6 protein-coding genes are annotated in these 12722 nt (G+C 69.0%); 5 read left to right on the forward strand and 1 reads right to left on the reverse strand.

The genetic code is table 11. From position 1 onward, the window contains the following. The first annotated feature begins 41 nt into the window (after nucleotides 1-41). Together AC6CH0_RS09235 and AC6CH0_RS09240 are read left to right on the forward strand one after the other, a co-directional pair. A complete protein-coding gene (locus AC6CH0_RS09235; protein ID WP_498099963.1) occupies nucleotides 42-4274 on the forward strand; it encodes a LamG-like jellyroll fold domain-containing protein in 4233 nt (1410 codons plus the stop codon). A 196-nt stretch (nucleotides 4275-4470) separates the two neighbouring features. Continuing rightward, nucleotides 4471-8127 (forward strand): glycoside hydrolase, encoded by a 3657-nt coding sequence (locus AC6CH0_RS09240; protein ID WP_498099965.1) that lies wholly within the window; start codon nucleotides 4471-4473, stop codon nucleotides 8125-8127. Between the two features lie 90 nt (nucleotides 8128-8217). Here the strand turns inward: AC6CH0_RS09240 and AC6CH0_RS09245 are convergent, their stop codons facing one another. Then, nucleotides 8218-9255 (reverse strand): LacI family DNA-binding transcriptional regulator, encoded by a 1038-nt coding sequence (locus AC6CH0_RS09245; RefSeq protein WP_498099967.1) that lies wholly within the window; start codon nucleotides 9253-9255, stop codon nucleotides 8218-8220. A 114-nt stretch (nucleotides 9256-9369) separates the two neighbouring features. On the opposite strand from AC6CH0_RS09245, the gene AC6CH0_RS09250 reads away from it, so the two are divergent. From AC6CH0_RS09250 to AC6CH0_RS09260, 3 genes are all read left to right on the forward strand, one after another. Further along, the gene (locus AC6CH0_RS09250) at nucleotides 9370-10308 is read left to right on the forward strand and encodes a carbohydrate ABC transporter permease (protein ID WP_498099969.1); all 939 of its coding nucleotides are present in this window, start codon (nucleotides 9370-9372) and stop codon (nucleotides 10306-10308) included. Continuing rightward, nucleotides 10305-11258: a carbohydrate ABC transporter permease gene (locus AC6CH0_RS09255; protein WP_498099971.1), complete on the forward strand. Its 954-nt coding sequence runs from the start codon at nucleotides 10305-10307 to the stop codon at nucleotides 11256-11258. The genes AC6CH0_RS09250 and AC6CH0_RS09255 overlap by 4 nt, the downstream gene beginning before the upstream one ends. A gap of 97 nt (nucleotides 11259-11355) precedes the next feature. Beyond that, complete coding sequence (locus AC6CH0_RS09260) at nucleotides 11356-12693, forward strand: ABC transporter substrate-binding protein (RefSeq protein ID WP_498099973.1); 1338 nt, start codon at nucleotides 11356-11358, stop codon at nucleotides 12691-12693. Nucleotides 12694-12722 lie beyond the last annotated feature (29 nt).

Here is a 12722-nt window from a genome sequence, read left to right on the forward strand (position 1 = left end):
TTGGTGTCGAGCGGAACCTACGGGATGCGAGGAGGCAGACCATGAACCCTTCCAGTCGACGAAGCGCCATGCGGCGCGCGGGCATGGGAATGGGGGTGACGATCGCGCTCATCGGCTCGGGCGTTGCACTCGGTGCAGCACCGGCGATGGCCGCGGCATCCGACATCCCCGATGGCCACGAGGTGGTGCACTACGCATTCGACGATGCCGCCGGAAGCAGTGTGGTCGCCGACAGCTCGGGCAACGACCGCAACGCGACGCTCGTGAACCCGGCGACCGCGACCTCGGTCGAGGGCGCCGACGGCACGCAGGCCCTCGGCCTGCCGGGCGGCGCATCCAACGCCGCGGTCGCCTATGTCGACCTGCCCGCGTCGATCCTCCAGGGCCGCACCGACCTCACCGTCTCGACGCGCGTGAACTGGACCTCGTCGAACACCGCCTGGCAGTGGATGTACGCACTCGGCGACAACACGGCGCGCTACCTGTTCAGCACCCCGCGCAACGGCGACGGCCTGCTGCGTTCCGCGATCACGACGAACGGCGGCGGCGCTGCCGAGAACATCGTGACGGGATCGGCCGCGCTCCCCGGCGGCGAGTGGAAGACCCTCACGGTCACGCTCGACACCACCGCCGACCTCCTGACGAGCTACCTCGACGGCGTCGCGGTCGGATCCGTGCCGACCACCATCACGGCGTCGAGCCTGCTCACGTCGACGACGCGCGCGGGCTACATCGGCCGTTCCTTCTACCCCGACCCCTACTTCGCCGGCGCGGTCGACGACTTCGCGGTCTACGACATCGCACTCTCGCCCGAGCAGGTCGCGGGGCTCGTGGAGACACCGCCCAGTGCCACCGGCATCGCCGACGACACCCTCGACGTCCGCACCGCGGTCGGCACCGCGCCGGTGCTTCCCGCGACCGCGCTCGCCCACTACAGCGACGGCTACGACCGTCCGGCTCCGGTCGTCTGGGACGCCGTCGACCCCGCGTCGTACGCCCAGCGCGGAACCTTCGACGTGAACGGCGTCGCCGTCGGGCAGGACGTGACCGCCACGGTCACCGTCTTCGTCCCGGACGAGATCACCGTCGACCTCGGGAGCGACACCGGGGCGTTCCACGGCGGCGCATCCGGCACGCTCTACGGCGTCTACGGAGAGGACATCCCCTCCGACAACCTGCTCGAGGGCATCGACCTGCGCACCGTCTCGACGAAGGCGCAGGACGGGCCGCAGCATCCGGGCGCCGACGCGCTCGAGATCGTGAAACCGCTCGCCGATGCGACCGATGGCGACGTGTACATCTACATGACCGACATCCACCGCGGATTCCCGTACGAGTGGGCGGGCTCCACGCCCGCCGAGAAGCTCTCGATCTACTCGGAGAAGCTCGCGAAGCAGGTCGACCAGGTGCTCGAGCTGCCGGTCGAGTACCAGGACAACATCGTCTTCGTGCCGTTCAACGAGCCAGAGGGCAACATGTTCGGTACCGGCACGTGGAGTTACAACCGCGTCAGCTGGCTGAACAACCCCGCGGACTTCTTCGCCGCGTGGGACGACGCGTACCGGCTCATCAAGGGCAAGCTGCCGACCGCGCGCATCGCCGGGCCCAACACGAGCATCCTCTACTCGCAGGTGAAGGGATTCCTGCAGCACACCGTCGCCGAGAACACCGTGCCCGAGGTCATCACCTGGCATGAGCTCAGCAATCCGGCACAGGTGCGCTCGAGCGTCGTGAAGTACCGCGCCTGGGAGACCGAGGTCTTCGCCGGCACCGCCTTCGAGGGCACGGAACTGCCGATCAACGTCAACGAGTACGCGTTCAACTACCACACCTCGGTGCCGGGCCAGATGATCCAGTGGATCTCGGCCATCGAGGAGTCGAAGATCGACGCCGACATCGCCTACTGGAACATCGACGGCAACCTGAGCGACTCCGCCGTCGAGGCCAACCGCGGCAACGGCCAGTGGTGGCTGCTCAACGCCTACGCGCAGATGTCGGGTCACACGGTCGCGGTGACCCCGCCCTCGCCGAACACGAGCTACACCCTGCAGGGCGTCGCCACGCTCGATGAGGAGAAGCGGCAGAGCCGCGTCATCATCGGTGGCGCAGCGGGCGACGCCTCGCTCGCCGTGGCGAACGTGCCCGAGGGCGTCTTCGGGTCGACCGTGCACGCGCTCATCAGGGAGATCCCGTGGACGGGTCAGCTCGGCGACTCCGCTGAGCCCGAGGTGATCGCCGAGGCCGACCTCCCGGTCGAGTCCGGCGTGGTCGACTTCGGCTTCGGAGGCGGCGCCTTGCCGCAGTTGACGGAGAGCTCGGCGTACGAGATCATCCTGACGCCAGGCGGCCACTCGACGTCACCGTCGGTCGCGCCCAAGCTCTGGGCCTCCACGTACGAGGCCGAGGACGCCGCGCACAGCGGTTCGGGCTACACGAGGAACGGTCCCGAGGGCACGCCGTCCGACGTGAGCAAGTTCTTCACCTCGGGCCAGTACAACGTCGGCGGCCTGCGGACCGGTTCCGACACGGTCCTCGACTTCGAGGTGACGGTCCCGCAGGACGGCACGTACGACCTCTCGGTGTTCGCGAGCTCGCTCAACACCTACCCGGCCGCGGCCGAGCAGGGGCCGACGAACGTGTTCCTCAGGGTCGACGGCGGTGCCGAGCAGGAGCTGTTCCTCACGCTCGGGTACAAGTGGGTGGTCTGGGATCACACCGACACCACGGTCGAGCTGAGCGCCGGCACCCACACCATCAGCCTCGCGGCGCAGAGCCTCGACGGTGCCACGGTGACGAAGGGCGACGCGATCGTCGACAAGATCGACCTCTCGCTCGCCAACCCCGATGCGGCATCGATCTACGAAGCCGAGCACGCCGAGCTGCGCGGCACCCAGCCGAGCTACGACCACGACGGGGCATCCGGATCGGGTGCTGTGGCGCTCGACGAGGGTGACTCGGCGACGTTCTGGGTGTACGCCCGCGACGACGCTCCGGCCACGCTCGCGGTGCAGACGCTCGAGGGCGGCACGGCATCGCTCTCGGTCAACGGCGTCGACGTGACGGAAGTCTCGGCGTCTGCTGACGTACCCGTATTCCTCTCGGGCGGCGTCAACAAGGTCGTGCTCACGGGCCTGCAGGGAACCGCGCTCGTCGACCGGGTGCGGGTCGGCTCGTCGAACGAGGTGCTCGCGACGCAGCGCTACGAAGCAGAGGACGGCGCGCTCGCCGGCACCGCGCAGGTGAGCCCGCTGTCGCTGGCCTCCGGTGGTTCGGCGGTCACGGGCGTCGGCGGTGAGCCCGGAAACGGGAACACCCTCACCTTCGACGACGTCGAGGTCGCGCGCGACGGGACATACGCGCTGACGTTCCGCTACTCGAACGAGGAGCAGTCGCCGGCATCGCACTACAACCCCGACCCGCTCGCCCGTCACGCCGACGTCAGCATCAACGGGGAGCCGACGCGAGTGTGGTTCCCGCACTCGTTCCACCAGAACAACTTCTGGGAGCTCACCGTTCCGGTCGAGCTCGAGGCGGGATCGAACACCATCGTGGTCTCGTCGAGCGAGCTGCCGAACTTCGACGGCGAGACGTACATCTCGGACACGTTCCCCGATGTGCTCCTCCGATCGCAGCTGGCGCCGAACCTGGACTGGATCTCCGTGACCCCGTTCACGGCGACGGCGCCGACGGCACCGGATGCCCCGACCGCGGAGAAGGCGTCGTCGACGTCGATCGCCGTGCACTGGTCGGCTCCGGCCGATGCGGGCGGCAGCGCGCTCACCGGCTACCGCGTGTACGAGGTCGGTGGCACCGTACCGGTCTGCGAGGTCGCGGCGACCGTGACCGAGTGCGCCGTCGGGGGGCTCGCGCTCGCGAGCACCCACGCGTACGAGGTCGCGGCGGTCAATGCCGTCGGAGAGGGCTCGCGTTCCGAGGCATCGGCGGCGGTGACGCTCCCCGAGGTCTCCGATGACGACGGCGCCGTCACCGCTCCGGCCACTGCGAAGCTGTCGGCGAGCGGGGGGCCGAAGGACGGCGCCTTCACGGTGAAGATGACGCTGAAGAAGGGTGAGAACGGCTCGTTGTTCAAGCTCTACGAGAACGGCGTGCTCGTGTCGACGCAGGCGCTCACCCCGTCGAGCCCGAACCCGCAGACCGCTTCGGTCGACATCTCGGGTCTGCAGCGCGGCGTGTACCAGTACGTCGGCGTGCTCGTGAACTCGAAGGGCCAGGCGGAGACCAAGGCGCTGAAGGTCAGCGTCTCGGGGAAGTGAGGCCGCGGCCCACGCGCGGCTGAATGGGGTCCGTGGTCTTCCGACCGCGGACCCCGTTTTCGTCATGTGTCGAAGGCCACCAGCCCGACCTTCCCAATGTTGACGTCAACATGTACGCTCGTGCTCGGGCGTGTTGACGTCAACACGCCCGAACGACCGATCACTGATCTTCCAATGGCGAAAGAGGACGACGTCGATGACGATGTACGGCAGACGGCTCACCGCGCTCCTGACGAGCGCCGCGCTGACGGCGGTGGCACTCGCAGTGGTGCCGATCGCGGCGGCGCCCGCACCCGCTTCCGCAGCGGATGCGCTCACGATCACCCCCAACCCGGCGTACGCCGGCGAGGCGTTCGAAGGCTGGGGCACGAGCCTCGTCTGGTTCGCGAGCGCCACCGGCGGCTACCCCGCCGAGCTGCGTGAGGAGCTCTACCAGGCGGTCTTCGGCGACGACGGCCTCGACCTCAACATCGCCCGCTACAACATCGGCGGCGGCAACGCCTCCGACGTCACCGACTACCTGCGCCCCGGCGGCGCGGTCGAGGGCTGGTGGGCGCCGAACCCCGACGGCGATGACGGCACCTACGGCGGCGTCTCGACCGACTACGCCGACCGCAACGCGCTGCTCGCCGCCTGGAACGCCGACGACCCCGACTCGTACAACTGGTCGGCCGACGAGACCCAGCGCTGGTGGGTCGAGCGGCTCGCCGCCGAAGGCCAGATCACGCACTGGGAGACCTTCGCCAACTCGGCGCCGTACTTCATGACCGAGAGCGGCTACGTGTCGGGCGGGTTCAACTCCTCGGCCGAGCAGCTGAAGCCCGCCGCCGAGGCGCAGTTCGCGAAGTACCTCGTGAACGTCACCGAGCACCTCGAAGACGAGTACGGCATCGAGGTCGAGACGCTCGATCCGTTCAACGAGCCCAACACCAACTACTGGGGCACGACGCTGAGCAACGGCAAGCCCGTCGGCGGTCGCCAGGAGGGCATGCACATGGGGCCGGCCCGCCAGGTCGCGCTCATCGACGACGTGCGCGCCGCACTCGACGGCCCGGACTCCACGACCGAAGCCGGGCTCGCCGCGATGGATGAGACGAACCCGGGCATCTTCGCGACGAACTGGGCGGGCTACCCGGCCGCCACGCGCGAGATGGTCGACCGCATGAACGTGCACACCTACGGCACCTCGGGCCGGCTCGTGGTGCGCGACCTCGCCAAGCAGGCCGACACCGACCTGTGGATGAGCGAGATCGAGGGCAACTGGGTCAGCGGCTACAACCCCGTCAACATCGAGAACGGACTCGGCATCGCCGGCCGCATCATGGACGACCTGCGTGAGCTCGAGCCCAAGGCGTGGGTGCTGTGGCAGCCCGTCGAAGACCTCTACAACATGGAGCCGCAGGGCGAGAACCTGAACTGGGGATCGATCTTCATCGACCTCGATTGCCAGCCGTATGACGAGGCAGAGGGCACCGTCTGGAAGTCGGCTCGCCGGGTCGCCGATGCCGGCGGCGACTCGACCGCCGCCCCGGAGTGCGGCGTCGAGGTCAACTCGAAGTTCAACACCATCCGCAACTTCACGAAGTTCATCCACGAGGGCGACCACCTGATCGCCGTCGACGACGGCTCGAGCACCGCCGCCGTTCGCGCCGACGGCACGGGGGCGACGATCGTGCACCGCAACACCGCGGCATCCGACCGCCAGGTCACCCTCGATCTCTCGAACTTCGGCGACATCGCCGAGGGCGCAACCGTCACCCCGGTCGTGACCACCCAGGCTCCGTCGGCGGATGCCCCGACCGCGAACGCGCTCGTCGAGGGCACGCCCGTCGCCATCGACCGGGTCGCGCGCACCGCCACCGTGACGGTGCCGGCGAAATCGGTCACGACGTTCGTGATCGACGGCGTCACCGGCGTCTCGACGGATGCCCCGGCGCTCGTCGACGGGCACCGCTACCAGCTCGTCGGCGCGCAGAGCGGCAAGGCGTTCACCGCGGGGGGACCCACCGCAGCCACCTCCATCACCGGGCTCGCGACGGATGCCGCCAAGGCGGCGACCCAGGCCTGGACCGTGCACGAGGTCGCCGCCGGTGAACGCGAGGCGACGAAGCGCGTCGTGCTCGAGGCATCCGACGGCCGAGTACTCGGCGCGACGAGTGCCGGCACCGAGCTGCGCCAGGTGACGCCGGATGCCGCGGCGCTCGAGCCGGCGACCCGGTGGATCGTGAACACGACCGACGGGCATCGATACTCGCTCGTCAACGAGGCGCTCGGCCTCGCGTTGGAGGTCGGCGGACAGTCGACCGCCGAGGGCGCCGGCGTCGGAGTGTACGGCTCGAACGGCGGGGCGAACCAGTCGTGGGAGCCGCGGGACCTTGCACCACTCGCCGGGCAGACGGTCGCGGCGCGCACCCTCGTCGGCGTGCCGCCGGTGCTGCCCGAGACGATCGCGCCGCGATACACCTGGGGCGCGGGCGCACCCGTCGCCGTCGCCTGGCAGCTGCCGGATGCCGCGGCGTGGGCCGAGCGCGGTCGCGTCGAGGTGCCCGGCACACTGACCGACCTCTTCGGGCAGGCGCTCGAGGTCGCCGCGCTCGTCGACGTCGGCGGGCTGACGGGCACGGATCCCGTCTCGATCAACGTGGCCGAAGGCGCATCGCTCAGCGGCGTGCAGGGCGCAGCGCCCACCGTCGTGCCCGCTCGGGTCGGGGCTTCGGAGAACACGTTCGACGTGCCGGTGGTCTGGGACTGGTCCACGGTCACGGTCGACCGGTTCGCGGAGGTCGGCGTGGTGCACGTCGGCGGCGTCGCGACCGCCGACGGCGCAGAGCTGCCGGCGCAGCTCGCGGTGCTCGTGACCGAGGGGACGCTGCGCAACTTCAGCCCCGACGCCGGCAACTCCGCCTCGGCGAGCTCGACCGAGTCCGGGTACCCGGCCGACCGCACGCGCAACGGCGACATCAGCGACAAGGGCTGGTCGAACTGGGTCTCGAGCAACAAGCCGGCCCAGAGCACGCTGAGCTACGCCTTCGCGGTGGCTCACCAGGTCGAGCGCGTCGCGGTGCACTTCTTCCGTGACGGCACGAACAGCTGGGCGCAGACGATGCAGGTGCAGGTGCGCGATGAAGCCGGCGTCTGGGCTCCGGCCTCCGGCTGGGAGACCGCGCAACCGGTGGTCTCTCCGGCAGACGGCAGCGCCCCGGTCGTCGTCGCCGAGTTCGAACCGGTCACCGCCACCGGCGTGCGCGTGGTGATGAACGCCTACCCGAACACGCACCTCATCGTCTCGGAAGTCGAGGTGTTCGAGTCGACCGCGGCGGCCGCGGCAGTGAGTGAGCTCGCGGCGCTCCGGCTCGACGGCACGCTCATCGACGGCTTCGACCCGGCGACGATCGCGTACGAGCTCGACGTCGATGGCGGACGCCTGCCCGTCGTAGACGCCGTCGCGCTCGACTCCGATGCGAGCGTGCGAATCAACCAGCCGACGACCGAGAACGACGGGGTCGCGACGATCGTCGTGGTCTCGGCCGACGGCTCGAGCGAGACGGTGTACACGGTCGCGATCCGGCGCCACGCGGTCATCGCCGAGCTGCAGATCGTCGAGCGCCCGCGCGTCGGCACCCCGGTGCATGCGACCGCGACGATCGACCCGGGCGACGGCGAGATCACCTGGCAGTGGTACCTGAACGGCACGCCGATCGCGGGTGCGACCGGGCAGAGCTACACGCCGGTCACGAACCAGGCCGGCAAGCTGCTCAGCGTGCGAGTCTCGGTCGCGGCCGACGGCGTGGAGCCGGCGAACGCCGAGACCGAGTCGCAGCGCGTCGTCTCACTGCACTCCCGCAAGCCCTGAGCGACGACGCGAGCGTCCGGCCCCATCGGCCGGGCGCTCGCGTACGCCGGTGGATCGACGTGCGACCCTCGGGGATCGGGCCCGCTGCGGTCAGCGTGGCGGGCGCGCGGTGCTCTCGCGCACGACGAGCTCGGTGTCGACGTGCGTCATGCCCCGCGGCTCGCCGTCTTCGACCTCGTGCAGCAGCGCTTCGACCGACTGCGACCCGACTTCGCCGAAGAACTGACGCACGGTCGTGAGCGGCGGCCAGAAGCTTCGCGACTCCTCCATGTCGTCGAAGCCGACGACGCTGACGTCGGCGGGCACCGCGCGACCCGACTCGTGGAGGGCGCGGAGTACGCCCAACGCCATCTGGTCGTTGGCCGCGAAGATCGCCGTCACCTCTGGGTTGCGGGCGAGTTCGAGGCCGATCTCGTGGCCCGACTCGCTCGACCAGTCACCGACGCGCACCGGCGGCACCTCAGCGCCGTGGGCGCGGAGCGTCGCCTCCCATGAGGCGCGCCGCCGTTCTGCGGAGTACGAGCGCTCTGGTCCCGCGACATGCCAGACCGTGCGGTGCCCCAGTTCGAGGAGGTGCTCGGTCGCGAGCTTCGCGCCGTGCGCCTGGTCGGTGTCGACGACGGGATAGCGATCGCTTTCGGTGGAGTCGATCACCACCACCGGAAGCCCGGCGGGCAGCTCGACATCGCTCTCGTCGAGCAGGTGCGCTTCGACGACGATGATGACGCCGTCGACGGCCTCTTCGCTCAGCCGGTTGAACGCGACCGAGACCTCGCCTCGCGTCGGGTGGGGCACCGGGATCAGGGTGATCGAGTAGCCGGCGTTGGTCGCAGCGCTCGCGATGGCGTCGAGTGTGCGCATGTTGCCGAAGCTCGAGAGGGTGAACATGATCACGCCGATGCTGTGGAAGCGGCCGGTGCGGAGGGCGCGCGCCGCGCTGTTCGGGCGGTAGCCGAGCTTCTGCATCGCGGCGAGCACGCGCTCGCGGGTCTCGGCGTCGACGTTCTCGCGCCCGTTCGAGACGCGGGAGACGGTCTGGCCCGAGACGTTCGCCTCGCGCGCGACATCCGCCATCGATGGCCCGCGGCGTCGCGCTGTTGCCTCTGCCGTGCCGGTGGCGGTGGTCATCGCTGCTCCTTCGTCACGGGCGAATCCATGCTCATAGTGTTGCATGTTCACGTCAACATGCTACGGTGGCGACACAGCATGTTGACGTGAACATGCCCCGATTGGAAAAACGTGATGACAGCGACGTCCCTCCCGACACCGACGCGCGATGCCCCGACGCCTCGCCCACGTGACCTCCGTGTGCGCAACCGCAGCGAGTGGAAGGGCCTCGCATTCGTCGTTCCCTTCCTCGTGGTGTTCCTCCTGGTGTTCATCGCGCCGGTCGTCTACTCGATCTACCTCAGCCTGTTCCGCGAGCAGATGATCGGCGGCAACGCCTTCGTCGGCCTCGACAACTACGCCGAGCTCTTCGGCGACGCGCAGTTCTGGGAGGGCTTCGGCCGGGTCGCGCTCTTCCTCGTCGTGCAGGTGCCGGTCATGCTCGCGCTCGCACTGTTCGCAGCGCTCGCCATCGACAGCGCGCGTCTGCACGCCTCGGGCTTCTTCCGCATCGTGGTCTTCCTGCCCTACGCGGTGCCCGCCGTCGTGGCAGTGCTCATGTGGGGTTTCATCTACGGCGACAACTTCGGGCTCGCGGCGAACATCAACGACTGGCTCGGTTCCGACGTCATCACGCCCTTCGCGCGCGACTGGATCCTCGTCTCCATCGGCAACATCGTCACGTGGGAGTTCGTCGGCTACAACATGCTCATCTTCTACTCGGCGCTCCGCACCGTTCCCACCGATCTCTACGAGGCGGCCGAACTCGACGGCGCAGGCCCGATGCGCGTCGTCACCGCCATCAAGCTGCCGGCGCTGCGCGGCGCCATCGTGATCGCCACGATCTTCTCGATCATCGGCAGCTTCCAGCTGTTCAACGAACCGAACATCCTGCGCACCCTGGCCCCCAACATCATCACCACGTACTTCACGCCGAACATGTACGCCTACAACCTGTCGTTCGCCGGGCAGCAGTACAACGCCTCGGCGACGGTCGCGATCGTGATGGGTGTCATCACCGCGGTGATCGCCTACGTCGTGCAACTCCGCGGCGCACGGAAGGAAGAGCGATGAGCACCACGGCCACTCGCGCCCTGACCACCCCATCGACGCCGCGGCGTCGCGGCATCCGCCCCGATGCCCAGCGCAGCAGCGGCACCCGCCGGCGCGGCACCGCGCTGCAGCCGCGCAAGTCGATCGCCTTCACTCTGCTCATGCTGATCCTCGTCGTGTACAGCCTCGTGCCGATCCTCTGGCTCGTCATCAACGCCACCAAGACGCAGAGCGGCCTCTTCACGAGCTTCGGCCTCTGGTTCGATGATGAGTTCGTGCTCTTCCAGAACATCTGGGAGACGCTCACCTACCGCGACGGCATCTTCGTGCGGTGGCTCGGCAACACCCTGCTCTACGTCGTGCTCGGTGCCGGTGGCGCGACCCTGCTCGCGACCCTCGCCGGCTACGGGCTCGCGAAGTTCCGCTTCGCCGGGCGACGCGCGATCTTCGCCGTCGTGCTGGGAGCGATCGCGGTGCCCGGCACCGCCCTCGCGGTGCCGACCTTCCTGATGTTCAGCCAACTCGGGCTCACGAACACGCCGTGGGCGATCATCATCCCCTCGCTCATCAGCCCCTTCGGCCTCTACCTGATCTGGGTCTACGCGGTCGACTCGGTGCCGACCGAGGTGCTCGAGGCGGCCCGCATGGACGGTGCGGGGGAGTTCCGCACCTTCTTCACGATCTCCATTCGGCTGCTGGCGCCCGGCATCGTGACCGTGCTGCTCTTCACGGTCGTCGCGACGTGGAACAACTACTTCCTGCCGCTCATCATGCTGAGCGACCCGACGTGGTACCCGCTGACCGTCGGCCTCAACCAGTGGAATGCCCAGGCCACGGGCGCGGCCGCCCAGCCCATCTACAACCTCGTGATCACGGGCTCGCTGCTCACGATCATCCCCATCGTCGTCGCGTTCCTCGGCCTGCAGCGGTTCTGGCAGTCGGGACTCAGCGCCGGAAGCGTCAAGCAGTGACCGAGCGGCACCGCATGACGTACGCACCCACCTCGCTCACCCCGGAGCGTCCTGCCCCGGAACAGAAGGCACACAACGAAGTGAAGGGAAGCACCACATGACCATCGCCCGCACCGCCCTCCGGCGGACCCTGGCAGTCGCAGCGACCGCCGCGCTCACGGTCGGCGCACTCGCCGCGTGCGCGACCGACAGCGGCAGCAGCGCCGGCACCGGCACCGACCTCGACGCAGCGCTCGAGGCCGGTGGCAAGCTCACCTACTGGAGCTGGACGCCCAGCGCCGAGGCGCAGGTCGCCGCGTTCGAGAAGGCCTACCCGAAGGTCGACGTCGAACTCGTCAACGCCGGCACCAACACCGAGGAGTACACGAAGCTGCAGAACGCCATCAAGGCGGGCTCGGGCGCGCCCGACGTCGTGCAGGTCGAGTACTACGCGCTTCCGCAGTTCGCCCTCTCCGACGCGCTCGTCGACCTCAGCGAATACGGCCTCGACTCGCTCGAAGACGACTACAGCGCCTCCACCTGGGGCAGCGTCAACGTCGACGGCAAGCTCGTCGCCCTGCCGCAGGACTCGGGCCCCATGGCGCTCTTCTACAACAAGGCCGTCTTCGACCAGTTCGGCATCGCAGTCCCGACGACGTGGGACGAGTACATCGCCGCTGCGAAGCAGCTGCACACCGCCGACCCGACGAAGTACATCACTGCGGACACGGGCGACGCCGGATTCGCGACGAGCATGATCTGGCAGGCCGGCGGCCGGCCGTTCGGCATCGACGGCACCGACATCAGCGTCAACCTCGCTGACGAGGGCACGCAGCAGTGGACCGGCGTCTGGAACCAGCTCGTCGAGGGCGACCTGCTCGCCACCACCCCCGGGTGGAGCGACGAGTGGTTCAAGGGCCTCGCCGACGGGTCGATCGCGACGCTGCCGATCGGCGCCTGGATGCCGGGCGTGCTCGAGTCGAGCGTGGCCGACGCCGCAGGCGACTGGCGCGTCGCGCCGATGCCGACCTACGACGGCACCCCCGTGACGTCGGAGAACGGCGGCGGTGGCCAGGCGGTCACGAAGCAGAGCAAGAACCCGGCGCTCGCCGCGGCCTTCCTGCGCTGGTTGAACAACGACCCGGCGTCGATCGAGGTCTTCCTGGAATCGGGCGGGTTCCCTTCGACCACCGCCGACCTCGAGGACCCCGAGTTCAAGGCCTTCGAGTCGGAGTACTTCGGCGGCCAGAAGATCAACGAGGTGCTCACCCAGGCCTCGGCTGACGTGGCACCCGGCTGGTCGTACCTGCCCTACCAGGTGTTCGCGAACAGCATCTTCGGTGACACCGTCGGGCAGTCGTACGCCAACAAGGTCGATCTCAACGAGGGCCTCGCCGACTGGCAGAGCCAGCTCGTCGAGTACGGCAACAAGCAGGGCTTCTCGGTCTCCGAGTAACCGCTGCGCGGCGGGGCCGGCCGAGTCCG

The organism is Agromyces sp. GQ35 (assembly GCF_059758475.1).